This window comes from Pantoea sp. R102 (assembly GCF_004916815.1).
Classification (GTDB): domain Bacteria; phylum Pseudomonadota; class Gammaproteobacteria; order Enterobacterales; family Enterobacteriaceae; genus Pantoea; species Pantoea dispersa.
On record NZ_SDFT01000124.1, the window covers coordinates 14654 to 40697 of the forward strand.

The 26044-nt window shown below is 58.1% G+C and carries 23 protein-coding genes; 11 read left to right on the plus strand and 12 right to left on the minus strand.

All coding sequences use genetic code 11. The features are described 5' to 3' along the window. Positions 1-39: 39 nt before the first annotated feature. The 3 genes from panB (at position 40) to panD (ending at position 2170) form a co-directional block, all read left to right on the plus strand. Positions 40-834 carry a 3-methyl-2-oxobutanoate hydroxymethyltransferase gene (panB, locus tag ERD80_RS13690; RefSeq protein ID WP_058774806.1) on the plus strand — a complete coding sequence of 265 codons (795 nt, stop codon included), beginning with the start codon at positions 40-42 and terminating at the stop codon, positions 832-834. Between the two features lie 15 nt (positions 835-849). Beyond that, on the plus strand, positions 850-1704 hold the full coding sequence (gene panC, locus ERD80_RS13695; protein WP_058774807.1) for a pantoate--beta-alanine ligase: 855 nt from the start codon (positions 850-852) through the stop codon (positions 1702-1704). Between the two features lie 85 nt (positions 1705-1789). After that, positions 1790-2170 carry an aspartate 1-decarboxylase gene (gene panD / locus ERD80_RS13700; RefSeq protein ID WP_021507518.1) on the plus strand — a complete coding sequence of 127 codons (381 nt, stop codon included), beginning with the start codon at positions 1790-1792 and terminating at the stop codon, positions 2168-2170. A 36-nt stretch (positions 2171-2206) separates the two neighbouring features. Here panD and ERD80_RS13705 read toward each other — a convergent pair whose 3' ends face one another. The 4 genes from ERD80_RS13705 to hpt form a co-directional block, all read right to left on the minus strand. Next, positions 2207-3214 carry an acyltransferase gene (locus tag ERD80_RS13705; RefSeq protein WP_136547263.1) on the minus strand — a complete coding sequence of 336 codons (1008 nt, stop codon included), beginning with the start codon at positions 3212-3214 and terminating at the stop codon, positions 2207-2209. 151 nt (positions 3215-3365) lie between these two features. Further along, on the minus strand, positions 3366-4136 hold the full coding sequence (locus ERD80_RS13710; protein WP_021507520.1) for an ABC transporter permease: 771 nt from the start codon (positions 4134-4136) through the stop codon (positions 3366-3368). Next, complete coding sequence (locus ERD80_RS13715; protein ID WP_021507521.1) at positions 4133-5059, minus strand: ABC transporter ATP-binding protein; 927 nt, start codon at positions 5057-5059, stop codon at positions 4133-4135. Before ERD80_RS13715 ends, ERD80_RS13710 begins: the two co-directional genes overlap by 4 nt. Before the next feature lie 245 nt (positions 5060-5304). Next, entirely contained in the window at positions 5305-5841 is a 537-nt protein-coding gene (hpt, locus tag ERD80_RS13720) for a hypoxanthine phosphoribosyltransferase (RefSeq protein WP_021507522.1), read from the minus strand. Between the two features lie 155 nt (positions 5842-5996). Between hpt and ERD80_RS13725 the strand changes: the two genes are divergently transcribed. After that, positions 5997-7292 carry a cystathionine gamma-synthase family protein gene (locus tag ERD80_RS13725; protein ID WP_136547265.1) on the plus strand — a complete coding sequence of 432 codons (1296 nt, stop codon included), beginning with the start codon at positions 5997-5999 and terminating at the stop codon, positions 7290-7292. On the opposite strand, the gene cueO is transcribed toward ERD80_RS13725, so the two are convergent. After that, a complete protein-coding gene (gene cueO, locus ERD80_RS13730; protein WP_136547267.1) occupies positions 7279-8892 on the minus strand; it encodes a multicopper oxidase CueO in 1614 nt (537 codons plus the stop codon). The two genes, ERD80_RS13725 and cueO, sit on opposite strands and share 14 nt — an antisense overlap. A 177-nt stretch (positions 8893-9069) precedes the next feature. Between cueO and ERD80_RS13735 the strand changes: the two genes are divergently transcribed. The 3 genes from ERD80_RS13735 (at position 9070) to speD (ending at position 11210) form a co-directional block, all read left to right on the plus strand. Continuing rightward, on the plus strand, positions 9070-9417 hold the full coding sequence (locus ERD80_RS13735) for a YacC family pilotin-like protein (protein WP_021507525.1): 348 nt from the start codon (positions 9070-9072) through the stop codon (positions 9415-9417). A 109-nt stretch (positions 9418-9526) separates the two neighbouring features. Continuing rightward, entirely contained in the window at positions 9527-10381 is an 855-nt protein-coding gene (speE, locus tag ERD80_RS13740; protein ID WP_136547269.1) for a polyamine aminopropyltransferase, read from the plus strand. A 19-nt stretch (positions 10382-10400) separates the two neighbouring features. Then, entirely contained in the window at positions 10401-11210 is an 810-nt protein-coding gene (gene speD / locus ERD80_RS13745; RefSeq protein ID WP_021507527.1) for an adenosylmethionine decarboxylase, read from the plus strand. Positions 11211-11288: 78 nt separating this feature from the next. Here the strand turns inward: speD and ERD80_RS13750 are convergent, their stop codons facing one another. Genes ERD80_RS13750 through ERD80_RS13760 form a run of 3 tightly spaced genes read right to left on the minus strand, consistent with a single transcriptional unit; the run spans position 11289 to position 14301 of the window. Continuing rightward, complete coding sequence (locus ERD80_RS13750) at positions 11289-12050, minus strand: DeoR/GlpR family DNA-binding transcription regulator (RefSeq protein WP_022547144.1); 762 nt, start codon at positions 12048-12050, stop codon at positions 11289-11291. A 6-nt stretch (positions 12051-12056) separates the two neighbouring features. After that, positions 12057-13037 (minus strand): D-threonate 4-phosphate dehydrogenase, encoded by a 981-nt coding sequence (locus tag ERD80_RS13755; protein WP_104094017.1) that lies wholly within the window; start codon positions 13035-13037, stop codon positions 12057-12059. Then, positions 13030-14301 carry a four-carbon acid sugar kinase family protein gene (locus ERD80_RS13760; RefSeq protein WP_136547271.1) on the minus strand — a complete coding sequence of 424 codons (1272 nt, stop codon included), beginning with the start codon at positions 14299-14301 and terminating at the stop codon, positions 13030-13032. Before ERD80_RS13760 ends, ERD80_RS13755 begins: the two co-directional genes overlap by 8 nt. Positions 14302-14489: 188 nt before the next feature. Between ERD80_RS13760 and ERD80_RS13765 the strand changes: the two genes are divergently transcribed. The 4 genes from ERD80_RS13765 (at position 14490) to ERD80_RS13780 (ending at position 19026) form a co-directional block, all read left to right on the plus strand. Then, positions 14490-15644, plus strand: coding sequence for an iron-containing alcohol dehydrogenase (locus ERD80_RS13765; protein WP_136547272.1), 1155 nt, complete (start codon positions 14490-14492; stop codon positions 15642-15644). Between the two features lie 11 nt (positions 15645-15655). Continuing rightward, complete coding sequence (locus tag ERD80_RS13770; protein WP_127833687.1) at positions 15656-16540, plus strand: dihydrodipicolinate synthase family protein; 885 nt, start codon at positions 15656-15658, stop codon at positions 16538-16540. A 171-nt stretch (positions 16541-16711) separates the two neighbouring features. Beyond that, on the plus strand, positions 16712-17665 hold the full coding sequence (locus tag ERD80_RS13775) for a phosphoglycerate dehydrogenase (RefSeq protein ID WP_136547274.1): 954 nt from the start codon (positions 16712-16714) through the stop codon (positions 17663-17665). A 41-nt stretch (positions 17666-17706) separates the two neighbouring features. After that, complete coding sequence (locus tag ERD80_RS13780) at positions 17707-19026, plus strand: MFS transporter (protein WP_058780450.1); 1320 nt, start codon at positions 17707-17709, stop codon at positions 19024-19026. A gap of 39 nt (positions 19027-19065) precedes the next feature. Here ERD80_RS13780 and yacL read toward each other — a convergent pair whose 3' ends face one another. The 4 genes from yacL to aceF form a co-directional block, all read right to left on the minus strand. Further along, a complete protein-coding gene (yacL, locus tag ERD80_RS13785; RefSeq protein WP_031279698.1) occupies positions 19066-19428 on the minus strand; it encodes a protein YacL in 363 nt (120 codons plus the stop codon). A gap of 168 nt (positions 19429-19596) precedes the next feature. Further along, positions 19597-22194, minus strand: coding sequence for a bifunctional aconitate hydratase 2/2-methylisocitrate dehydratase (acnB, locus tag ERD80_RS13790; RefSeq protein ID WP_136547276.1), 2598 nt, complete (start codon positions 22192-22194; stop codon positions 19597-19599). A gap of 1059 nt (positions 22195-23253) precedes the next feature. Continuing rightward, a complete protein-coding gene (gene lpdA / locus ERD80_RS13800) occupies positions 23254-24678 on the minus strand; it encodes a dihydrolipoyl dehydrogenase (RefSeq protein ID WP_021507536.1) in 1425 nt (474 codons plus the stop codon). 174 nt (positions 24679-24852) lie between these two features. Then, a partial coding sequence (aceF, locus tag ERD80_RS13805) for a dihydrolipoyllysine-residue acetyltransferase (RefSeq protein ID WP_136547278.1) occupies positions 24853-26044 on the minus strand: 1192 nt, incomplete at its 5' end.

Below are 26044 nucleotides of genomic sequence, written 5' to 3' on the forward strand. Positions count from 1 at the left end.
CCAGTACACTGCGCGCATCAGAAAATGCTGGAGATTGCGATGAAACCCACCACCCTCTCTCACTTACGCCAGCTGAAAGCCAGCGGCCGCAAGTTCGCCACGCTGACCGCCTACGATTTCAGCTTCGCGCGCCTGTTTGCCGACCAGGGCATTCCGCTGCTGCTGATTGGCGATTCGCTCGGCATGACCATACAGGGCCATGATTCCACGCTGCCGGTGACGGTCGACGATATTGCTTATCACACCGCCGCCGTGCGGCGCGGTGCGCCTAACGCGCTGGTGATGGCCGACCTGCCGTTTATGAGTTACGCCACGCCGCAGCAAACCTTTGACAGTGCCGCGCAGCTGATGCGCGCCGGTGCCAACCTGGTAAAACTGGAAGGCGGCGCCTGGCTGGCAGAGACCGTGCGCATGCTGACCGAGCGCGCCGTGCCGGTGTGTGGTCATCTGGGATTGACGCCGCAGTCGGTTAACATCTTCGGTGGCTACAAGGTGCAGGGGCGCGATGAAGCGGCAGCCGAGCGCCTGCTGGCGGATGCGCTGGCGCTGGAAGCGGCCGGCATGCAGCTGCTGGTGCTGGAGTGCGTGCCGGTCGCGCTGGCTGAGCGCGTCACAAAAGCGTTATCGGTACCGGTGATCGGCATCGGTGCCGGTAACGTCACCGACGGCCAGATTCTGGTGATGCACGACGCGTTTGGTATTACCGGCGGCCACATTCCAAAATTTGCCAAAAATTTCCTTGCGGAAACCGGCGACATTCGTGCGGCAATTCGCCAGTATATGGCCGACGTTGAGGCAGGCACCTACCCTGCTGCCGAACACAGTTTCCAGTAAATCAGGAGATTTGCAGTGCTGATCATTGAAACGCTGCCGCTGCTGCGCCGTGAGATTCGACGCTGGCGCCAGGCAGGTAAACGCATCGCGCTGGTGCCCACTATGGGTAACCTGCATGAGGGGCATCTGACGCTGGTGGATGAAGCACGCCAGCGCGCAGATATCGTGGTGGTATCGATCTTCGTTAACCCGATGCAGTTTGATCGCGCCGACGACCTGGCGCGCTATCCGCGCACGCTGCAGGACGATTGTGAAAAACTCAATCGCCACAGCGTCGACCTGGTCTTTGCCCCGGCGCCGGCCGATGTCTATCCGCAGGGTCTCGACAGCCAGACGTTTGTTGAAGTACCGGGCCTCTCCTCGCTGCTGGAGGGCGCCAGCCGTCCCGGTCATTTCCGCGGCGTGGCGACCATCGTCAGTAAGCTGTTTAATCTGGTGCAGCCGGATATCGCCTGTTTTGGCGAGAAGGATTTTCAGCAGCTGGCGATCATCCGCAAGATGGTAGCGGACATGGGCTTTGACATTGACATCGTTGGCGTGCCGACGGTGCGCGCCAAAGACGGTCTCGCGCTCAGCTCACGTAACGGCTATCTTACTTCCGATGAACGCAAGCTGGCGCCGGTGCTCAGCCAGGTGATGAACAGCATGGCGCAGCGCCTCAGCAACGGCGAGCGGCACGTGGATGAGATTATTGAGCACGCCGAACAGACGCTGCGCGATCAGGGCCTGCGCCCCGACGGCCTGGCCATCTGCGATGCCGATACGCTGCAGCCGCTGACGGTCGACAGCCAGCGCGCAGTGATTCTGATGGCCGCCTGGCTCGGTAATGCGCGTTTGATTGATAATCAGCAAGTGGATCTGACGGTTTAACGCCGTCGTTTATGGGCAGCATGTACCCGCTACACACTGCACGGTGGAAACCGGCCGCGCACGGGTATAACAAAGGTATCACGCTATGATTCGTACCGTATTACAAGGCAAACTGCACCGCGTAAAAGTGACGCAGGCGGATTTGCATTATGAAGGCTCCTGCGCCATCGATCAGGATTTTCTTGATGCCTCCGGCATTCTGCAATACGAAGCCATCGACATCTATAACGTCACCAACGGCCAGCGCTTCTCTACCTATGCCATCGCCGCCGAGCGTGGCTCGAAAATCATTTCGGTCAACGGTGCAGCCGCGCGCTGTGCCTGTCAGGGCGATCTGCTGATCATCTGTTCTTATGTGCAGGTGGAAGATGAAGTGGCGCGCAGCTGGCAGCCCAAAGTGGCCTACTTCGACGGCGATAACGAGATGAAACGTATCGCTAAAGCGCTACCGGTGCAGGTGGCCTGATCATCCCGCGCGCTGTACTGACAGCGCGCCTTTTCCTTATACGCCCGCCAGCTGCGGCTGCCCTTTGCGCTTCAGCGTAAACAACCAGTCAAACCACCCTTTTGCCCGCAGTAAGCACAGCGCCGTTGGCAACGCCAGCGCGACGCTGAACGCCAGCACAAAATGCAGGTCAGCCAGCCACGCAGAGTGGCCGTCGTGGCGCAGCAATTTACTGCACACCTGAATCGCCAGATAGTGCGAAAGATAAAACACAATCGAATGGCGGCCAACGTAGTTAACCGCCCGCAGATTGATACGGCAGGCCAGCGCAACGAACAGCGGGATTGAGGGCAGCGCCAGCGGCAGCAGCCACGGCGAATGCTGACGCAGCCCGCCCCACAGGCTGAACGCCGCGAGCAGCATAAAGGCGATCAGCGACAGCAGCAGCGGCGTACGACGCTGCGCGAACGCGGCAATATCAATATCCTGGCGCACCAGCCAGTCGGCGCTGTAGAAGAAGGCAAACAGCACCAGCGACTTGTTCAGATGCAGGTTGTCGAAACTGGCAAACAGCGAGTCAGGCGGCACCGGCGGCAGCAGCACCGCACCGGCAACGCACAATGTCAGCACCAGCGCCGCAGGCAGGCGGCGCACCGGGATAATCAGCACAAAGAACAGAAACAGCGAGTGCAGAAACCAGGTGATATCGCCGCCGCTCAGATGGCCGAGCGCGATGGCCAGCGGCGACTGTGGGTGATTGGCCATCGCGCTGAAGGTCCACTTCAGCCCGCCGTAGATCAGCGCCCAGACGGCAAACGGATAGAGAATGCTGCTGACTTTGTTTCGCAGATAGCGCGCCTGCCCGTGGCGTAAACCGCTGGCGACGAACAGTCCGGAGACAAAGCACATCAGCCCCATACGCACCGGCGCCAGCAGCTGATTCACCAGCTCGTTAAAGGCAGTGAAGTGCCCGGCCTGCTGGTTCACTGCAATCATGCAGTGCAAAAAAATCACCGCCAGAATGCTCATGCCGCGTAAATTATCAATCCATGATACCCGATTCACTCTTCGCTTCCCCGCTGCTTTTTTGGTCAGCGGCCACTATGGGGAAAGCCACGGGCTGAAAGCACAAGACGCGTCTGGAATTGCGAAGAGTGGGTAAAAAAAAGCCGCCGCCGGACGACGCCGGCAGCGGCTTCTTATTCGGAGCTGCGCCTCAGGTGCGCAAGCCGCGTCCGCGCTGAATCAGCGCATACACCAGCACGTAAAACACCACGATAAACGCCACCAGCACTGACAGCGTCAACACCAGCGGAACATCGTTGATGCCAAGGAAGCCATAGCGGAACCCGCTGATCATGTACACCACCGGATTGAGCTTCGACACCGCCTGCCAGAACGGCGGCAGCAGCGCCAGCGAGTAGAATACGCCGCCGAGGTAAGTTAACGGCGTCAGCACGAAGGTCGGGATCAGGCTGATATCGTCAAAGGTGCGCGCAAACACCGCATTCAGCAGGCCCGCCAGCGAGAACAGAATCGCTGTCAGCAGCAGCGTGATCGCCACCATCGGCCACGAGAATACGTGGAACGGCACGAAAAACAGCGACACCGCCGTCACCAGCACGCCCACGCACACGCCGCGCGCTACGCCGCCGCCGACATAACCGGCGATAATGATGTGCGTCGGCACCGGCGCCACCAGCAGCTCTTCAATGTTGCGCTGGAACTTGGCGCTGAAGAATGACGAGGCGACGTTGGCGTACGCGTTGGTGATCACCGCCATCATAATCAGGCCCGGCACGATAAACTGCATGTAGCTGAAGCCGTGCATATCGCCGATGCGTGAGCCGATCAGATTGCCAAAGATAATAAAGTACAGCGTCATGGTGATCACCGGCGGCACCAGCGTCTGAATCCAGATGCGGGCAAAACGGTTGATCTCTTTGCTCCAGATACTCTTGAGCGCCACCCAGTACAGATGCGTCATGCGGTTACTCCTGTTTTTCCCTGCGTCAGGCTGACGAACAGCTCTTCCAGACGATTCGCTTTATTGCGCATGCTGAGCACCTGCACGCCCTGCGCGCTCAGCTGGCTGAATACGCTATTCAGCCCCTGTTCACGCATCACTTCCACTTCCAGCGTTGAGGTATCAACCAGACGATACTGGAAGCCCTCCAGCTGCGGCAGCGGGCTGCGCGGCGCCAGGTCGAGGATAAAGGTTTCCGACTGCAGCTTGGACAGCAGCCCTTTCATTGAGGTGTTCTCCACCAGCTCGCCGCTCTGGATGATGCCGATGTTACGGCACAGCATTTCCGCCTCTTCCAGATAGTGGGTGGTCAGGATGATGGTGGTGCCTTTAGCGTTCAGCTCTTTCAGGAACACCCACATCGAGCGGCGCAGTTCGATATCCACGCCAGCCGTCGGCTCATCAAGAATCAACAGTTTCGGTTCATGCATCAGCGCCCGGGCAATCATCAGCCGGCGCTTCATGCCGCCGGACAACATGCGCGCCCGTTCGTTACGCTTGCCCCACAGGTCGAGCTGATTGAGGTATTTTTCCGCGCGCTTGTTCGCTTCGGCACGTTCCACGCCGTAATAACCGGCCTGATTAACCACAATCTGCATCACGGTTTCAAACGGGTTAAAGTTGAATTCCTGTGGCACCAGCCCAAGCTGCCGCTTGGCGTTGACCACATCTTTCTGCAGGTCGTAGCCAAACACGCGCACGCTGCCGCTGGATTTGTTCACCAGCGAGCTGATAATGCCAATGGTGGTGGACTTACCGGCACCGTTAGGGCCCAGTAAGGCATAAAAATCGCCTGCTTCCACGTTGAGATCGAGGCCTTTCAGCGCCTGTACGCCGCCGGGATAGGTCTTGGTCAGCCCGGAAAGTTCCAGTGCATAAGTCATTGCGAGTCCGTACCCTGTTGTAGTGACATCATAGCCATATGAAATGATAGTGCGCTCGCGTCGAGCGTGCGGGGTTATTCAGCGATAACGGTTGTGAAATCAAAGGAATTGCGCAGAGTGATAACCCAACACACTCTACCACTCTGCGTGCCGCAGGAAAACGCGTGCCGAGCCCGTAAGTCATTGAGTTACGGGCTGCGCATCTTATCGCAGGCGGAGGGAATCAGCCTTGGAAGATTGTGCGGTTATTCGTCCAGCAGCGTAACTTTGCCAATATACGGCAAATGGCGGTAGCGCTGTGCGTAATCAATACCGAAGCCGACCACGAACTCATCCGGAATGGTAAAGCCGACAAACTCGACCGGCACCTCAACTTCACGACGCTCCGGCTTATCCAGCAGCGTGCAGATCGCCAGTGATTTTGGCTCACGCAGCTGCAGAATTTCACGCACTTTGCTCAGGGTGTTACCGGAGTCGATGATGTCTTCGACGATCAGCACATCTTTGCCGCGAATGTCTTCATCGAGATCTTTGAGGATTTTCACGTCGCGCGTGGAGGACATGCCGCTGCCGTAGCTGGAGGCGGTCATGAAGTCGACTTCGTGCGCGACATCAATGGCGCGGCACAGGTCAGCCATAAACATGAAGGAGCCGCGCAGCAGGCCGACCAGCACCATTTCGCTGCCGCTGTTGCGGTAGTGCTCGCTGATCTGCTTGCCCAGTTCGGCAATACGGGTTGCGATCTCCTGCTCAGAGATCATCACGTCGACGGTGTGTTTCATTGCATTCGCCTAAGAAGGTTTTCAGAAAGCCGCGCATTCTATCATAGTCGACGCACAGGCTAACGCCGCGCACAGAACGCAAACGTTATCGTGGCGAAATTTATTGCGCTGGCGTTAACTGTAAGCATCCTGCCCCGCTCTCTCTGGAGATCCCTATGGCCGCTTCATCAGGTAAAAAAACGCAGATCGGCACGCGTGAACTGCATCCGGAAACGCAGATGCTCAACTACGGTTACGATCCGCGCCTGTCAGAAGGTGCGGTGAAGCCGCCGGTGTTTCTGACGTCAACCTTTGTGTTTAACAGCGCCGAAGAGGGCAAAGAATTTTTCGATTTCGTTGCCGGCCGCCAGCAACCGCCGGCGGGCAAAAGCGGCGGGCTGGTCTATTCCCGCTTCAACCATCCTAACAGCGAGATCGTCGAAGATCGGCTGGCCATTTATGAAGGTGCCGAAAGCGCCGCGCTGTTCTCTTCCGGCATGTCGGCGATTGCCACCACGCTGCTGACCTTTGCCCGTCCCGGCGAAGTGATCCTGCACTCGCAGCCGCTGTACGGCGGCACCGAAACGCTGCTGAGCAAAACGCTGCACGATCTGGAGATCAAAGCGGTGGGATTCAGCGACGGCACCGACGAAGATAAAGTGTATGAAGCCGCGAAGCTGGCGTGGCAGCGCGGGCGCGTCGCGATGATTCTGATTGAAACGCCGGCCAACCCCACCAACAGTCTGGTAGACATCCAACTGATGCGTCAGGTGGCGGAGGTGATCACCCAGCAGCAGGGCTCCCGGCCGATTCTCGCCTGCGACAACACCCTGCTCGGCCCGCTGTTTCAGCGTCCGCTGCAGCACGGCGCGGATATCTCGCTCTACTCGCTGACCAAATATGTCGGCGGTCATTCCGATTTGATTGCCGGCGCCGCGCTGGGCAGCCGGGCGTTAATGAACAAAGTGCGTTCGCTGCGCAGCGCGATTGGCACCCAGCTCGATCCGCACTCCAGCTGGATGATTGGCCGCTCGCTGGAAACGCTGTCGCTGCGCATGGAGAAAGCCGCCAGCAATGCGGAACAGGTCGCGGCATTTTTACGCGATCACGCGCAGGTGGCGAAACTGCACTGGCTGCCCTATCTCGACGTCAGCAGTCCGGCAGGAGAAACCTGGCAGCGCCAGTGCAGCGGCGCCGGTTCCACCTTCTCCTTTGATATTGAGGGCGGCCAGGCTGCGGCATTCCGCTTTCTCAACGCGCTGGCGCTGTTCAAACTGGCGGTGAGCCTCGGCGGCACCGAGTCGCTCGCCAGCCATCCCGCCAGCACCACCCATTCCGGCGTGCCGCAGGAGGTGCGGGAGCGCATCGGCATCACCGACGCGACGGTGCGCCTGTCGATCGGCATCGAACATGCCGATGATTTGATTGAGGATATTCGCCTGGCGCTGGAAGCGGCCGTCAGCTCACCGTAAAGCCCAGCATCATGCCGGTATCTTCATGCTCCAGCAGATGGCAGTGCGCCATATAGGCATTTTCAGTATCGGCGACGTAGTTGAAGCGCACCAGCACTTCACTGCGCCAGCCGTTGACGCTGACCATGTCTTTCCAGCCGGCACGATGCGCCGCAGGCGGCTTGCCGTTCTCGGACAGAATGCGGAACTGCGTGCCGTGAATGTGGAACGGATGCAGCATGGCGTCGCCTTCGCCGGAGATGGTCCATTTTTCATACTTGCCCAGCGGCACGGCAAACATGGGCTTTTCCATGTTAAAGGCCTGGCCGTTGATTTTGTTGCCGTTGTGGAAATCATATGCGGCGCTGCTGGCAGGGTTGCCCTGATCCATCGCCATATCGCCGTGCTCCATGTTGCCATGCTCCATCGCGCCATGGTCCATGTTCATGCTGCCGTGATCCATCGCTTTGCCCGCGCCGTGCTGGCTGCCCATCGCTTTGGCACCGTAGCGCTGCTGTAACGCCTGCATGCCCTGCTGATCCAGCTGCGGATCCATCATCAGCTGTAGCCAGCGGCTCTGCAGCCCTTCCATTGCCGGCAGCGGCGGCACATCCACCAGCTGGTCCGGCAGCGTACCGCTGGCCATCACGCGCAGCGGAAGAATCTGCACCAGCGGCAGCGGCTGATCGAACGGCGCCAGCGTCATGCCCATCTGCGTGACCGGCAGCGTTACGATATCGAAGGTTTTGCCGTCTGAAGTATCCACCAGCACTTCAAAGCGCTCGCCCGGCAGCAGCGGCAGGCTCTCCACCTTCACCGGTTCAGCCAGCAGGCCACCGTCGCTCGGCACCACGTACAGCGGACGTCTATCGCTGGCGGCGATGTGCAGCGAGCGCGCATTGCAGCCGTTGAGCAGGCGTAGCCGCAGCCAGCCGCGCGGCACCGCGTGCTGCGGATACGGCACGCCATTGGTCAGCATCAAATCGCCAAACCAGCCCACGGCGGCGCGCATGATATCCAGCTGATAATCGATACGCGTGCCGTCCTGAGTGAGCTGCTTATCCTGGAAAATCAGCGGCACATCATCTTCGCCCCACTGCATCGGCAGCCGCAGCTTGCCGGACGCCTCATCTTCCAGCAGTACCAGCCCCGCCAGCCCCTGCGCCACCTGATAGCCGGTTTTGCCGTGCTGATGCGGATGGAACCAGCAGGTCGCCGCCGGTTGATCGGGGGTAAAACTCACCTGACGCGTGGCGCCGGGCGCAATCAGCGCCTGCGGACCGCCATCCACCGCGCCGGGAATTTCCAGCCCGTGCCAGTGCAGCGTGGTGGCTTCCGGCAGGCGATTATGAATATTGACGGTGACGCTTTTCTCACGCTGCAGGCGCAGCGCCGGGCCGAGCAGGCTACCGTTGTAACCCCAGGTTGGGACGGATTTGCCGTTCCACTGGCTGCTGCCGGTCATGGCGGTCAGCGTGTACTGGCCGTGTGCATCGGGCTCCAGCAGCGACGGGATGGGCAACAGCGGGCGCGTAGCGGCCATCAGCGAGCGGCTCCAGAAGGGCAGCGCGCCGGCTGCACTGAGGGCGGCAGTCAGCTTGAGAAAATGACGACGTTGCATATTCATATCCTTATCGTGAATAGGGGCACAGCGTAAACCTTTCCCCTGCGGGAGGGTCAAGCGATGAAAGCGCCCGCCGGGATAAAAAACGCGCCAGTGGCCCATTTAGCCAAATTTAGCGGAATCCCGGCAATAACTGTGCTAACGTCATTAAATTGTCCCTTGTTGAGAACGATTATGACGAAAAGCATCAAGATCCTGCTGCTGGCGGGACTCCTTGGCTTCTCCTCCACCAGTTTTGCCCTGAGCGAATCCGAAGCAGAAGATCTGGCTGACCTCACCGCGGTGTTTGTCTATCTGAAAAATGATTGCGGCTATCAGGATCTGCCCGACGCGCAGATTCGTAAAGCACTGGTGTTTTTTGCCCAGCAAAACCGCTGGGATCTGAGCAACTACAGCGCTTACAACATGAAATCCCTCGGTGAAGAGAGCTACAAAGATTTGAGCGGTATCGCCATCACCAACGACAAAAAGTGTAAGTCGCTGGCGCGCGATTCCCTCAGCCTGCTTGCCTACGTGAAATAATCCTCCGCCCTGCGCTGCTGTTAACGCCCTGACCGTGCAAGCACGGTCATAATTCGTTATGCTTTTTTCTGGCATTATTGCGCGTTAACAGCATAAGGAGCGCTCCGGCATGGCCGACAACGACACCTGGCATGAGACGCTGCACAGCGGCTTTGGCCAATATTTCAGCGTAGACAATCTGCTTTACCGCGATAAAACCGCGCATCAGGATCTGGTGATCTTTGAAAACGCGGCCTTTGGTCGCGTTATGGCGCTGGACGGCGTGGTGCAAACCACCGAGCGCGATGAGTTTATCTACCATGAAATGATGACGCACGTGCCGATTCTGGCGCACGGCAACGCCCGGCGCGTATTGATTATCGGCGGCGGCGACGGCGCGATGCTGCGCGAGGTCGCCCGGCATCAGCGCGTTGAGCACATCACCATGGTGGAAATTGATGCCGGCGTGGTGAATTTCTGTCAAACCTATCTGCCTAACCACAGCGCCGGCGCTTACGACGATCCGCGTCTGCAGCTGGTGATCGACGATGGCGTTAACTTCGTCAGCCAGACGCAGGAACGGTTTGATGTGATCATCTCCGACTGTACCGATCCAATCGGTCCCGGCGAGAGTCTGTTCACCTCGGCGTTTTATGCCGGCTGCAAACAGGCGCTCAATCCCGGTGGCGTGTTTGTCGCGCAGAACGGCGTCTGCTTCCTGCAGCAGGATGAAGCGGTCAACAGCCACCGCAAACTCAGCCACTATTTCGCTGACGTCAGCTTTTACCAGGCGGCGATTCCGACCTACTACGGCGGCATCATGACCTTCGCCTGGGCGAGCGACGATCCGGCGCTGCGCCAGCCGGACCTTGCGACGCTGCAGTCACGTTTTGCCGCAGCCGGACTGCCCTGCCGTTACTACACGCCACAGCTGCACATCGGCAGCTTTGCCCTGCCGCAATATCTTTTAAACGCGCTCAGCTGATCTCAGGAGGTGAACCCAATTGCAAAAGCTAAAACTACATGGCTTCAATAATCTGACCAAAAGCCTGAGTTTTTGTATCTACGACATTTGCTATGCCAATAGCGAAGCCGAACGTGATGGCTATATCGCCTATATTGATGAGCAATATAATGCCAACCGCCTGACGGAAATCCTCACCGAGACCTGCTCAATCATCGGTGCTAACGTGCTGAATATCGCGCGCCAGGATTATGAGCCGCAGGGTGCCAGCGTGACGATTCTGGTCAGCGAAGAGCCGATCAATCCTCAGGATATCGATAACTCCGAGCATCCCGGCCCGCTGCCCAGTTCGGTGGTGGCGCACCTCGACAAGAGTCACATCTGCGTGCACACCTATCCGGAGAGTCACCCGGAAGGCGGTTTATGTACCTTCCGCGCCGACATTGAAGTCTCGACCTGCGGCGTGATTTCGCCCCTGAAGGCGCTAAATTATCTGATCCACCAGCTGGAGTCGGATATCGTGACCGTGGATTACCGCGTGCGCGGCTTCACCCGCGACGTCAATGGCGTGAAGCATTTCATCGACCATGAGATCAATTCCATTCAGAACTTTATGTCCGAGGATATGAAAGCGATGTACGACATGGTGGACGTTAACGTTTATCAGGAAAACATCTTTCATACCAAGATGTTGCTGAAAGAATTTGATCTGAAGTATTACCTGTTCAACACCAAACCTGAAGAGCTGAGCCCGCAGGAGCACAAGCGCATTACCAATCTGTTGTGGAAGGAGATGCGTGAGATTTATTACGGGCGCAATATTCCGGCGACGGGATTGAAGTTGTTATAACTCAGCGCCAGCAGTGGGTGAAGGCTGCGCCGCGGTAACGCAGCGCACGTCATTCACCCGCTGATGCGGGCGGCACATTTACGCGGTCAGCTGCAGGCCAATGCCGCGCTCGCGCAAATCACGGCATACCGCTTCATCAAGGCGGGAATCTGTCACCACATCGGTCAGGCTATCAATCGGTGCCGCGCAGTACAGCGACCATGAGCCATATTTACTGCTGTCGGCCAGCAGAATGCGCCGGCGCGCATTGGCCAGCAGATCCATCTTCAGCCCGGCTTTGTCTTCCGTCGGCGTGGTAATACCGCGCTCAATACTCCATGAGTTACAGCTGACAAACGCAATGTCCGGATTGATGCTGCGCAGCAGGCGCCGGCCGTGCTCACCAATGCACGACTGGCTGGAGTCGTCGATGCGGCCGCCGATGATGGTGGTCTCAATCTGTTTAAACTCCGACAAAAACAACGCAATGTGCAGATCGGCGGTGATCACCCGCAGCTGCAAATGGGTCAGCTGTCGTGCCAGTTCCAGCATGGTGGTGCCGGCATCCAGCACTACCGCATCGCCGGACTGCACATAGCTGGCGGCGAACTGCGCGATGGCCTGCTTCTCCGCCAGGTTACGCTGCATCTTCTCCAGCGTGGTCGGCTGCGTCGGGATAAAGCGGTTCAGCGTGACGCCGCCGTGGCTGCGGCTAATCACCCCTTCCTTGTCCAGCTTAATCAGATCGCGGCGAATGGTGGCTGGCGAAGCAGAAATGGCGCTCACCAGCTGTTCAACAGTGACCAGATTATGACTTTTGAGATAGTCCATAATCTGGTCGAGACGGCTTTGTCCCTTCATATTTCCCTATGCAAGCTGCATCGCGAGTTTAATCGAGATCGCCATGCTCGCAGAGTTCGCTTTACCTGTCCAGGCGATATCAAATGCCGTGCCGTGGTCGGCGGAAGTGCGGATAAACGGCAGTCCCGCCGTGATGTTAACGCCATCGTAAAAGCCAAGCAGTTTCAACGGGATATGCCCCTGATCGTGGTACATCGCCACTACCATATCGTACTGCCCCTGCTGGCACTGTAAAAACACCGTATCCGGCGGGCACGGCCCATAGACATCAATGCCCTGCTGCTTCATTGCCTGGATCGCTGGCGTCACCGTGGTGATCTCTTCATCACCAAACAGGCCATTCTCGCCCGCGTGCGGATTGACCCCGGCGACGGCGATGCGCGGTTGGTCATAGCCCACGCGGCGCAGGAAGCTGTCAGCCATGCCGATCACCGTCTGAATACGTTCGCCGTTCAGCGTGTCGAGGAACTTACGCAGCGCGATGTGCGTGGTCACGTGGATCACTTTCAGATGGTCGGTATACAGCACCATGGCGTAATTTTTGGTCTGGGTCAGCTGTGCCAGCAGTTCAGTGTGACCGGGATAAAGGTGGCCCGCCGCGTGCAGCGCCTCTTTGTTCAGCGGAGCGGTGGCAATCGCCTGCACGTCGCCCGCCAGCGCCAGTTCGGTGGCGCGCTTCACGCAGCGCCAGGCCAGATCGCCGGCCTGCTTCTGCACCTTGCCCGGCTGCAGCGCGTCAGGATCGGCCAGCGGCTCATCGATGACGTTAATGATGCCCGGTGCGAAATGCGCATCCTGCACGCTGTCCAGCACGCGCAGCTCGGCGTGCGGCGTAATATTCAACGCCAGCACCCGACGCAGCGTCGCGGCACAGCCGACCACCACCGCCGGAATGCCCGCCAGCTCCCCTTCTGCCAGCGCTTTAATGATGATTTCCGGGCTGATGCCCGCCGGATCGCCCATGGTCACCGCAATAGTGTTATTCACTCGACTTCTCCTCAATAAAACGAATGGCTTCTGCCAGGGTGTTTTCATCACCAAAGCCACCCGCTTTGGTCATCACCGGCAGGTGTAATTCACTGTTAAGCAGAACCCCGTGCGGCACACAGCCCGCCACCTGGCCCTGAATCTGAAAGCCGCTGGCCCCGAGTGCCTGCGCTACCGCGATGGCCACGTCACCGCCGGAGAGAAACAGGCCGGCAGGCTGAATGTGCGCGCAGACGGCGCGCGTCAGCTGCGCCAGGAACTGGCAGATGCGCTCACCGAGCTGCTGGCGCGTAATCTGCTGCTGCTGACACAGCTGCGCAATCGCGTGGCGCTGGTCAGCCTGTTGCGTAGTGCGCACCACACAGTGCACGCCCTCGCGCAGCGCCTGGATCATCGCCTGCTGCCAGGCCGCCGCCTGTGGCCATGCCGGTGTGGCAAACAGCTGGCAAATATCAATATCAATCAAGCGAATGTCACGCTGGCTGGCGAGCCGGGCGATTTGCTGCTGCGCCATGGCGCTCATCGAACCGACTATCGCCAGCACCGGGCGAGAGGGGCGCGCAGCAAGATGCGCACCCAGCGCATCGCTTAACCCGGACGCGCCGACCAGCAGCGGACGTTCCGGCAGCGTCGCGGCAGCCGCGATAATGGCGTCGATATCCGCCTGCTGTTCCGCGTCCAGTACCAGCAGGCCCTGACTGGTCGCCAGCCGTGCGGCCAGCGTGCCGCTGCGTACCGTGGCAAGATCGATCTGCTCGCCCGGCAGGTCGCATTGCATCTGCAGCCGCGTCAGCACGTTACTGCTGGTCACCGGGGTTTTAGGATCGCTGGCAAATTCGGTGTCGATCAGGCGCTGCTGATGGATCCACACTTCCCCGCCGCGCGTGATGCGGCCCAGCTTAGGCACCGCCGGCACCACCAGCGCCAGCCGTTTCGCGCTGACCTGCAGCGCGGCGGCTACCTCAGCGCCTGGATTGCCGCGCAGCGTTGAGTCGATCTTCTTAAACAGCCAGCCGTGTTGCGCTATCTGCTGATGCGGCTGAATGGCGGCATGCGTGCGGCTGGCGGCTTCCGCTGCGCTGACCGCACGGCTATCGGTGCTGATCACCAGCACATCCGCTGCGCCTGCATCCGGGGGTGTCAGGTTATTGAACAGCACGTGGACGCGTGCGCCGGCCAGCGCGAAGCCGCTGCCTGCGTCATTGGCGCCGGTAAAATCGTCGGCAATCACCAGAACCGGCGTTTTCCATGGCGATGAAGTCATTTTCTCTCCTGTCACGGCCCCTTGCCGTGCTGCATTTGATTATATTCAATCATGATTGATTATATGTGAGCAAGATCAAATTAATTGAAATCGATATCGCCTATAAATTTAGCCTCAGAAAGGGATACACCCCGCACAGCATTGAGCAAACCTAATCATAATGTGCAAAACCGTTATAAGGGCATGACATGAATATCAACAGCACCGTGATCAGTGGCTATCAGGCTTTGAACGATCTCAGCTATTTACTGCAGGATAAGCAGAAGGCGTTGCTGGTCACGGATAAAAACATTCTGGGCATTCCGGCGGTGCAGGCGCTTATCGCCCGGCTGCAGCAGCAGATCGCCAGCCTGAGCCTGATTGATACGGTGCCGCCCGAGCCGAGCCAGCATGATGTGGCGGAGATTGTTGCGGCACTGCCGCACGGCGAGGTCGATCTGGTGATCGGCATTGGCGGCGGCAGCGTGCTGGATGTGGCGAAGCTGCTGTCCGTGCTGTGCGTGGCCGATGCGCCAACCCTGACGGCACTGCTGGCCGGTGAGAAGCCGCACACGCGTACCGCTTCTTTACTGATCCCGACCACGGCCGGCACCGGCTCGGAAGCCACGCCCAATGCCATCCTTGCCATCCCGGAGAAAGAGACCAAGGTCGGTATTATTTCGCCGGTGATGCTGCCGGACTACGTGGCGCTGATTCCGGAACTGACCACCAGCATGCCGGCGCACATCGCCTCGTCGACCGGGATTGATGCGCTGTGTCACCTGATTGAGTGCTTCACCGCCACCGTGGCCAATCCGGTGAGTGATAACTATGCGCTGATCGGCATGAAAAAGCTGTTCGCCAGCCTCGAAAAGACCCTTGCCGAACCGGACAACCTGGAAGCACGGCTGAATATGTTGTGGGCGTCCTACTACGGCGGAGCGGCGATCGCCCATGCCGGGACACATCTGGTGCACGCCATGTCCTATCCGCTGGGCGGCAAGTATCATCTGCCGCATGGCGTGGCCAACGCCATTCTGCTGGCGCCGTGCATGCAGTTTGTGCGTCCGGCGGCGGTGAGCAAGTTAGCGCAGGCCTACGATCTGCTGCCGGATGCCGATAGCGCACTGGATGAAGAGGCCAAATCGCACGCGCTGGTGGCCTATTTCGCCGCGCTGGTGCAGCGCCTTAAACTGCCGGCCAGCCTGGAAGCGCTGGGTATCGGGCCGGATCATCTGCCGTATCTGGTCGAAGCCGCGCTGGACGTGCAGCGCCTGATGAAGAATGTACCGATGAAAGTCAGCGCCGACGATGTGCGCAACGTCTACCTGACGCTGTTTCCGGCGTTAAATCACTCAGCATGAGCGGGGAAATCATGAGCAACACCATTCAGGGCGTACTGACCGCCATCGTCACCACTTTTGATCGCGACGGAGCCTACAATCCTGCCGCGCAGCGTGAACAGATTCGGCGTCAGCTGAGCGCCGGTAACGGTATTTTCTGCGGCGGCACCAACGGGGAATTTTTCGTGCTGAACGAGCAGGAGAAGCTGGCGGTGACCGAGACCTGCGTCGACGAAGTAAACGGCAGCGCACCGGTGGTGGCGCACATTGGCGAGATCTCGACGCGTGAGACTATCCGGCTGGGCAGGCAAGTGGCAAAGCTGGGCGTGGATGCCGTATCGGTGATCACCCCTTACTTTGTCCCGCTTAAACAGGAAGAGCTGATTGATCACTACCGCGCCGTGGCCGACGCCCTCGACGTCCCGCTGTTTCTCTACAACATTCCGGCGCGCACCGGTAATACGCTGCAGCCGGAAACCGTGCGCACGCTGGCAGCGCATCCCAACATCATTGGCATCAAAGACAGCGCCGGCAGCTACGAAAGCCTGAGCGGCTTTCTGCAGGCAGCGGCAGGTATTGCGCATTTCAATGTACTGAACGGGCCGGATTCACTGATTCATCAGGGCTTCGTCGATGGCTGCTCCGCCTGTATTTCCGGGCTGGCTAACGTGGCACCGAAAGAGATTAACGCCATCTGGGCGCGCTTCCATGCCGGTGACATCGCCGGATCGCGCGCCGCTCAGGAGAACGTCACCGGCCTGCGTACCGATCTCTACAGCATTGGTTTTTCCCCGGCGGCGGTGAAAAAAGCCGTGGCGCTGCTCGGCTATGAGGTCGGCGACAGCCGCTATGCGGTGCGCTTCTCTGCGGAGGAAGAGCAGAAGATCCGCCAGATCGTGAATCAGTATTTGCAGTAAAGCCAGGAAATTCAAAGCACTTACCGCACGCAACTGTGGTAGCGGCGCGATTCATCGCGCAATACAGCCGCCGCTACCCCCTGCCGCCATCAGGGTTAGGGTTAATCTGACGGAGGCGGGGCGGATTCAGGCAGCGATGGCTGCTGTTATTAACACCGGGACGCATTTGCTATGAAAGTCATCTGTACTTCACCTTCGTTCGCCCGCTACGACGCCGCGCCGATCGACACACTGCGCCAGCAGGGCTTTGAGCTGATTACGCTGCCCACCGACGCACCGCTCAGCGCGCTGGCGCCGCATCTCGCCGACACCGTCGCCCTGATCGTGGCCTTTACCGAGGTCAACGATGCGCTGCTGTCGCTGGCACCGCAGCTGAAAATTGTCTGCAAGCACGGCGTGGGCGTCGATAACATCGACCTCGACGCGACGCGTGTGCGCGGTATTTACGTGACGAACGTGCCGGACGCGAACAAACACGCGGTTGCCGATTTCGCCTTTGCGCTGATTCTCAATAGTGCGCGCCAGATCACCACCGCCGCAATAGAGACCCGCGCCGGCCACTGGCCACGCATTTTTGCCACCGACGTCTACGGCAAAACGCTCGGCATCATCGGCCTGGGCAATATCGGTAAGCAGGTGGCACTGCGCGCTAAAGGCTTCAATATGCGCATTCTCGCCTTCGATTTTTACCCCGATGACGCCTTCGCCGCCGAACACGGCGTGACGTTTGTCAGCCTCGATCAGCTGACGGAGCACAGCGACTTCATCACCTTACATATGCCGCTCACCGACCAGACGCAAAACCTGTTCGACGCTGCGCGCCTGAAACGCATGAAGAAGAGCGCGTTTCTCATCAACGCGTCACGCGGTGGCGTGGTGAATGAGCAGGATCTCTACCAGGCGTTGCAGGATAACGTGATTGCCGGTGCGGCGGCGGATGTCTTTGTGCAGGAGCCGCTGGCGCAGCATCCGCTGTTCACCCTGAGCAACTTTATCCCCACGGCGCACCTTGCCGGTTATACCGACGGTGCCATCAGCGCCATCGGCGAACGCTGCGTGACACAGATTGTGCAGTGTATAAAACAGGGCGAACGCCCGATGAATGTCATGAACGGGCTGGCCTGACGCCGCCCTCCTCTGTCACCCTTTTCGCGTGGATAATGATTATGACCAACACCGCACGCTCAACACGCATCAGATGGTGGATCGCCGGCCTGATGTGGCTGGCCATTGCCATTAACTATATTGATCGTACCGTACTCTCTGCCGCCGCACCGCACCTGATCACCGAGCTCGACATCAATCCGGAGATGATGGGCTTTATCATGGCGGCATTTTTCTGGTCCTACGCACTGTTGCAGATCCCGGCAGGCTGGTTTGCCGACCGCTTCGGCCAGAAAAAAGGCCTCGGAATCGCTGTCGGCTGGTGGTCGATTGCCACCATGGCGATGGGGCTCGCTACCGGCTTTAAATCGCTGCTGGCGCTGCGTCTGGCGCTCGGCGTGGGTGAAGCGGCGGCTTATCCCAGCAACGCCGGTATTACCGCGCGCTGGTTCCCGGATCGCGAGCGCGCCACCGTCTCCGGCCTGTTCGACAGCGCATCAAAATTTGGCGGGGCCGTCGCCATGCCGCTGATCGTCTTTATGATCGCGCTGTTTGACTGGCGTCTGACCTTTCTGGCGATTGGTGCCGTCGGGCTGATCTGGGTCATCGCCTGGTACTTCATTTATGCCGAGAACCCGGAAGATCACAAAGCGATCAGCACCGATGAAGTGCGCCTGATCCGCGATGGCCAGGCGCAGAAGCACGGCGATAAGAACGTGCGGCCGATGAAGTGGTACAAGCTGCTGCGCTACCGCAACATCTGGGCGATGTGTATTGGCTTCTTCACCATCAATTACACTTCCTACTTCTTTATCACCTGGCTGCCAACCTACCTGGTGAAAGACAAAGGGATGGATTTCCTGAAAATGGGCATGGTGGCGGCGCTGCCGCTGATCTGCGGTATGGTGATTGAGGTGCTGGCGGGCTGGGCGTCGGACCGTATGGTGCATAAAAAAGTGCTGTCGCTGACCGCCACACGCAAGCTGTTCCTGACGATTGGCCTGCTGATGGCGCTGTGCATCGGGTTCGCGCCGTTCACCGATTCCGTGTTCATGACGGTACTGCTGCTGTGTATTGCTAAGTCCGGCACCACCGTCGCGGCCTCTCAGGTGTGGGCGCTGCCGGGCGATGTTGCGCCCACCAACAGCGTGTCAATTGTTGCCGGGCTGCAGAATACCGTCTCCAATATGGGCGGCGCGGTCGGACCAATCATTACCGGCGCTATCGTCGGTGCCACTGGCCACTTTACCTGGGCGCTGGTGTTCTCGGCGGTGCTGGTGGTGATCGGAATCCTTAACTACCTGTTCCTGCTCGGCAAGGTCGAACCGATTGTGGATGAGGAACCTTTATCCCACGCCCGTTCCGCCATTAACGGCGTGTAACCTGCGCAACGGCAGTGGCGCCCCGGCTGCGGGCGCCCGTTAACGGCCGGCCATAAACCGGCGATAAGCAGCAATTACCGCGAGGAAATCCTCCACGCCGCAGAACGACAGGCTCTCCTCATCGTAATAAGTCATGCCCTCTTCCAGGCCGTCATCCTCTAACGCCAGCTGATTGGCGCGGATCATCACCTCTTCCTCATCCAGCCACAGCGTATATTCGTGCCCGACGCGCTGCCACTGCTGCTGCGTGCCTTTGACTGCACGCACCGCGGCTTCGACTTCATCCAGCAGCGCAAAGTTCTCTTTCACCTCTTCATTGAACCAGTGCCCCACCGCTTCGTGGTCCATCGACATGCGCACCCGGACCTGACCGGTCACGTCACGCAGAAATTCATATTCCATGTTGGCCTCATACCAGTGGCGCGCCAGACGGCACGCTTTCGTGCATTTTGTGCGCAGCGCGCGCAAGAAAGTGGGATCGCGCTCGCATTATGCCTGGAGACGGCGAGGGAAAAAAGCGCATAAAAAAAGGGACGATGCGCTCGTCCCTTTTTCACTGGCAGGCGTATTTTACACCGCGGTCTGGAAAATCACTCCGTCCGCTTTTTCGGTGTACTGGCCCAGCTGATCAAAGTTCAGGTAGCGGTAGGTGTCGGCAGCGGTTTTATCCACCTGCACCATAAACTGCTGATACTCGTCCGGCGTAGGCAGTTTACCCAGCAGGGAAGCGACCGCAGCCAGCTCGGCTGATGCCAGGAACACGTTGGCACCGGTACCCAGACGGTTCGGGAAGTTACGGGTCGAGGTGGAAACCACCGTCGCGCCGTCTTTCACGCGCGCCTGGTTACCCATGCACAGTGAACAGCCCGGAATCTCGATACGCGCACCGCTCTTACCAAAGACGCTGTAGTAGCCCTCTTCCGTCAGCTGCGCGGCATCCATCTTGGTTGGCGGCGCCACCCACAGGCGGGTCGGCAGCTGGCCTTTGTGCGCGTCCAACAGTTTACCTGCCGCACGGAAGTGACCGATGTTGGTCATGCACGAACCGATGAACACTTCGTCGATCTTCTCGCCCTGCACGTCAGACAGCCAGCGTGCGTCGTCCGGATCGTTCGGCGCACACAGGATTGGCTCTTTGATTTCCGCCAGATCGATTTCGATCACCGCTGCGTATTCCGCATCGGAATCGGCTTCCAGCAGTTGCGGATCGGCCAGCCATTTTTCCATGCCCTGGATACGGCGCTCCAGCGTACGACGGTCGCCGTAGCCTTCGGAGATCATCCACTTCAGCAGTACGATGTTGGAGTTCAGATACTCGATGATCGGCTCTTTATCCAGCTTGATGGTACAACCCGCCGCAGAACGCTCGGCCGAGGCATCGGTCAGCTCAAACGCCTGCTCAACTTTCAGCTTCGGCAGACCTTCGATTTCCAGCACGCGACCGGAGAAGATGTTTTTCTTGCCTTTCTTCTCAACGGTCAGCAGGCCCTGCTTGATGGCGTACAGCGGAATCGCGTGCACCAGATCGCGCAGCGTGATGCCCGGCTGCATTTCGCCTTTGAAGCGCACCAGCACTGACTCCGGCATATCCAGAGGCATTACGCCCGTCGCGGCGGCAAACGCCACCAGACCAGAACCGGCCGGGAACGAGATGCCAATCGGGAAGCGGGTGTGTGAGTCACCGCCGGTGCCGACGGTATCCGGCAGCAGCATACGGTTCAGCCAGCTGTGAATCACGCCATCGCCCGGACGCAGCGAGACACCGCCACGGTTCATGATGAAGTCCGGCAGCGTGTGGTGTGTGGTGACATCGACCGGCTTCGGATAAGCGGCAGTGTGACAGAAGGACTGCATCACCAGATCGGAGGAGAAGCCCAGACACGCCAGATCTTTCAGTTCATCACGGGTCATTGGACCGGTGGTGTCCTGAGAGCCGACCGAGGTCATTTTCGGTTCACAGTAGGCGCCAGGACGAATCCCTGCCACGCCACAGGCGCGGCCCACCATTTTCTGCGCCAGCGAGTAACCACGGTTACTTTCGGCCACATCTTTGGCTTTGGTGAACACATCGCTGTGCGGCAGACCCAGCGACTCACGCGCTTTGGTGGTCAGGCCGCGACCGATAATCAGCGGAATACGGCCACCGGCGCGCACTTCATCCAGCAGCACGTCAGTTTTCAGCGCAAAGGTCGCCAGCAGTTCATTGGTCTCGTGATTGCGTACTTCACCCTTGTAAGGGTAAACGTCAATCACATCGCCCATGTTCAGGCGCTCAACGTCGAGTTCGATCGGCAGCGCGCCGGCATCTTCCATGGTGTTGAAGAAGATCGGCGCGATTTTACCGCCGAGGCACAGACCGCCGCCTTTTTTGTTCGGCACATACGGAATGTCGTCACCCATGAACCACAGCACTGAGTTGGTCGCGGACTTACGTGAAGAACCGGTACCAACCACGTCACCGACGTAGGTCAGCGGGAAGCCTTTCTGCTGCAGAGCTTCAATTTGTTTGATCGGGCCAATGTTGCCAGCATCGTCGGGTTCGATGCCGTCACGTGGGTTTTTCAGCATCGCCAGCGCGTGCAGTGGAATATCCGGACGTGACCATGCATCCGGCGCCGGAGAGAGGTCGTCGGTGTTGGTTTCGCCGGTCACTTTGAACACGGTGGTGGTGATTTTTTCTGCCAGCTTAGGACGCTTGAGGAACCATTCTGCATCAGCCCAGGACTGGAGGATTTTCTTCGCGTGGGGATTACCCGCTTTGGCTTTCTCTTCGACGTCGTAGAAGTTATCGAACATCAGCAGCGTGTGGGACAGTGCTTCAGCGGCAATCGGTGCCAGAGCCTCATCGTCAAGCGCCTCGATCAGCGCATGGATATTGTAGCCGCCCTGCATGGTGCCCAGCAGTTCGACTGCTTTTTCACGAGTGACCAGAGGAGAGTGGGCTTCGCCCTTTGCGATAGCTGCCAGGAATCCGGCTTTTACATACGCCGCTTCATCAACACCCGGCGGGACACGGTTGACCAGCAGGTCAGTCAGGAATTCTTCTTCACCCGCTGGCGGGTTTTTCAGCAGTTCAACCAGCGCGGCCATCTGGGAAGCATCTAACGGCTTAGGTACGATTCCCTGGGCAGCACGCTCGGCAACGTGCTTACGGTATTCTTCTAGCACGACGTTCTCCTCGCTCTCATTGTATAGCTTTCCGGTGCACCTGTTGATGCTGTCAAACAGTAGGGTGAGGTGCCCGGTTCTGCGTCGGCCAGCATAGCAGGATTTCGGCTGATTGTTAATCCGTTTACAAAAAAGCAACATCCGCGCGTTATTTAGCAGATTTGTCTGCGCTTTGCGCCAGGAGAGACGCCAGAATGGCCGTGACAGCGGCTGTTCGCGCCTGTGCCGATAGCCAGCGGAGCCAGGTTGTAGCGCGTAATTTGTTGCATCCGGCCTTCACGCAGCGAATCCATAACCTGCAATCCCCTTTCAGGCCGGTTCATTCACTTTTGGTTATGTGCTAATGCGCTTGCACTAAACGGCTACCGTTCAGCTTCCCATACGTTTTCCTGAGGAAAAATCAATACCACATCACCTGATAAATATTGAACGCAATGCCTTGCGCACATCTAATTAATTATCAACGCAGTGCCGGTTTAAATGAATCTTTAAACTTAGTCATTCAATTAAAATAAACCCTTAAAAAATAACTGCGATTTAAAAAAGAGATAAAAAATAAAAGAGGAAATGATAAATAAATAGCGTAGACTGCCTGCGGGCGCTTGAGGCTATCTGCCTTAAGATCTGCAAAAGAAATTGAGGTGGATGGTGGAAGGTGAACCGTGCGATTAATTTTCATTAACCGCACGGGTGAGCCACTACCCTACACCCAGACAGTGTCAGGGTAATGGCTTGCTCGTGCTAATGCAAGGAGTAAGTGATTATGAAGGTGAAATTCAGCACGCTGATTATCAGCGGGCTCATCCTGTTAGGTTTATGCCTGGCAAATCGCAGTTCACTGTGTGAATTACGATTGCGGATATTCGCGGCTGAATTATCGGCTGTCATGGCTTACGAAGCACAACAGTAAACTTCAATAGCGGAGGGTTTCCTCCGCTATTCCGGCATCGTTTAACGTGTTGCTCCTGCGCCCGCTTTTATCTATTCAACTTACTTTTTCAATTAATAAAAAAACGGCTCCTTACAGGAGCCGTTAATAAACCTAAGCCTCAGGCGAAATTATTTCTTTTTCGCTTTTGGATTTGGCAGGTCAGTAATGCTACCTTCAAACACTTCCGCCGCCAGGCCAACCGATTCGTGCAGGGTTGGGTGCGCGTGGATGGTCAGCGCGATATCTTCGGCATCACAACCCATCTCGATAGCCAGACCGATTTCACCCAGCAGCTCGCCGCCGTTGGTACCGACAATCGCGCCACCAATAACACGGTGCGTCTCTTTGTCGAAGATCAGTTTGGTCATACCGTCTGCACAGTCAGACGCGATAGCACGGCCCGATGCCGCCCACGGGAAGGTGGACACTTCGTAGCTGATGCCTTTCTCTTTGGCTTCTTTCTCGGTCAGACCCACCCAGGCCACTTCTGGCTCGGTATAAGCGATAGAAGGGATCACTTTCGGGTCGAAGTAGTGCTTCAGACCGGAAATCACTTCTGCCGCCACGTGACCTTCGTGCACGCCTTTGTGCGCCAGCATTGGCTGACCGACGATGTCACCGATAGCATAGATGTGTGGCACGTTGGTGCGCATCTGTTTGTCGACGCGGATAAAGCCGCGATCGTCCACTTCCACGCCTGCTTTGCCAGCATCCAGACCTTTACCGTTCGGTACACGGCCAATCGCCACCAGCACTGCGTCGTAACGCTGTGGTTCAGCCGGCGCTTTTTTACCTTCCATTGATACGTAGATACCGTCGTCTTTCGCTTCTACCGCGGTGACTTTGGTTTCCAGCATCAGGTTGAATTTCTTGCTGATACGCTTGGTGAACACTTTCACCACGTCTTTATCGGCGGCCGGGATCACCTGGTCAAACATCTCGACCACGTCGATCTCTGAACCCAGCGCATGGTAGACGGTACCCATCTCCAGACCGATGATGCCACCGCCCATAACCAGCAGACGCTTCGGAACTTCTTTCAGCTCCAGCGCATCGGTAGAGTCCCACACGCGCGGATCGTTATGTGGAATGAAAGGCAGTTCGATTGGACGCGAGCCTGCAGCGATGATGGCGTTATCGAAGTTGATGGTGGTTGCGCCGCCCTCTCCTTCCACTACCAGCGTGTTGGCGCCGGTGAATTTACCCAGACCGTTGACCACTTTCACTTTGCGGCCTTTTGCCATGCCAGCCAGACCACCGGTCAGCTGAGTGATGACTTTCTCTTTCCAGGTACGGATTTTGTTGATGTCAGTCTGCGGCTGGCCAAACACGATACCGTGCTCTTCCAGAGCTTTAGCTTCTTCGATGACTTTCGCCACGTGCAGCAGCGCTTTTGACGGGATACAGCCGACGTTCAGACAGACACCGCCGAGGGTGCTGTAGCGCTCTACCAGTACGGTTTCCAGACCTAAATCAGCGCAACGGAAGGCTGCAGAGTAACCTGCAGGACCTGCCCCAAGTACCACGACTTGAGTTTTAATCTCTGTACTCATCATGACCTCTTGTTAGATTGCCGGCGGTCAAAAGCGACCCTTTCCCAGGCTCTTGATGCCCTATCTCCACCGGGACATTTCACCGCGAGAGTTTACAGAATTGTTAACAAACTGCCAACCGCGGCAACTCCGAATGCTTACAACAAGGCCGGCATTTGCCGGCCTTGATTAACGTCACATCACCAGACGGCGAATATCAGACAGCATATTGTTAATGATGGTGATGAAGCGCGCACCATCCGCACCGTCGATGACGCGGTGGTCGAACGACAGTGAAATCGGCATCATCAGGCGCGGAGCGAACTCTTTGCCGTTCCACACCGGCTCCATCGCCGACTTAGACACCCCGAGGATAGCCACTTCCGGCGCGTTAACAATTGGCGCGAAGTGCGTGGTGCCGAGGCCGCCAAGGCTGGAGATGGTGAAGCAGCCGCCCTGCATATCGCTGGCGGTCAGTTTGCCATCACGCGCTTTTTTCGACGTCGCCATCAGCTCACGCGACAGTTCAGTGATGCCTTTCTTGTTCACGTCTTTGAACACCGGAACCACCAGACCGTTTGGCGTATCCACCGCCACACCGATGTTGATGTACTTTTTCAGCGTCAGCTTCTGACCATCTTCCGACAGCGAGCTGTTGAAACGTGGCATCTGCTCCAGTGCCGCGGCGACCGCTTTCATGATGAACACCACCGGGGTGAACTTCACATCCAGCTTGCGCTTCTCGGCTTCCGCATTCTGCTGCTTACGGAACGCTTCCAGATCGGTGATATCGGTTTTGTCGAAGTGAGTCACATGCGGAATCATTACCCAGTTACGGCTCAGGTTAGCACCCGAGATTTTCTGGATACGACCCAGTTCCACTTCTTCGATTTCACCGAACTTGCTGAAGTCCACTTTCGGCCATGGCAGCATGCCCGGAATACCGCCGCCTGCGGCCGCAGCCGGTGCCGCTTCAGCGCGTTTCACCGCGTCTTTCACGTAAGCCTGCACGTCCTCTTTGAGGATGCGACCTTTACGGCCGGTGCCTTTGACTTTCGCCAGGTTAACACCGAACTCGCGCGCCAGGCGACGAATCACCGGCGTGGCGTGCACGTAAGCATCGTTTTCAGCGAATTCGCTCTTCGCATCGGCTTTCGCCGCTGCTGGCGCAGGTGCAGCAGCCGGTTTGGCTTCTGCAGCTGGTGCGGCTTCCTGTTTCGCTGCCGGTGCCGCAGCAGCCGGCGCAGCGCCTTCAACTTCGAACACCATGATAAGCGAACCGGTGCTGACTTTATCGCCGGTAGCCACTTTCAGCGCTTTAACCGTACCGGCAAACGGCGCCGGAACTTCCATTGACGCTTTATCGCCTTCCACCACGATCAGTGAC